This window comes from Pseudomonas sichuanensis (assembly GCF_003231305.1).
Classification (GTDB): Bacteria; Pseudomonadota; Gammaproteobacteria; order Pseudomonadales; family Pseudomonadaceae; genus Aquipseudomonas; species Aquipseudomonas sichuanensis.
This window is the reverse complement of sequence record NZ_QKVM01000157.1, coordinates 1-351: the sequence shown is the minus strand read 5'-3', so window position 1 is coordinate 351 and position 351 is coordinate 1. Positions and strand designations below refer to the sequence as shown.

1 pseudogene is annotated in these 351 nt (G+C 68.9%); it reads right to left on the bottom strand.

Going from position 1 to position 351, the window contains the following annotated elements:
• Positions 1 to 351 (bottom strand): annotated as a pseudogene (locus tag DM373_RS28530) (type VI secretion system Vgr family protein); the annotation flags it as partial.

The following is a 351-nucleotide window of genomic DNA, read 5'->3' as shown; positions in this document are numbered from 1 at the left end:
TTCACTTGGCAGAAGATCGGTGACGGTGTTCAGGCTCGGGGCCTTGAAAGCGGGGAGCTTGGGCATCGACGGCAGCTTGGGCAGGCTTGGCAGGCTGGCCATGGCGCTGGAGGCGGCCGGCAGCGCCGAGCTGGCGGTGCTGGCCAACTGCGGCAGGCCGGCGACGCCGCCTTTCAATGCGCCCTGTACTTGCTGCGCGGTCTGCATGGCGCCCTGGCCGGTCTTGAGCAGGCTCATGCCGCTCTTGGCCGCGTCCATGCCGCTGCCGGCCAGTTGCTTGGCCTTGTCGAACAGGCCGCCCTCGCCCTTGGGCAGCGGCAGCTTCTCGACCAGCGACTCCAGCTGGCTCGA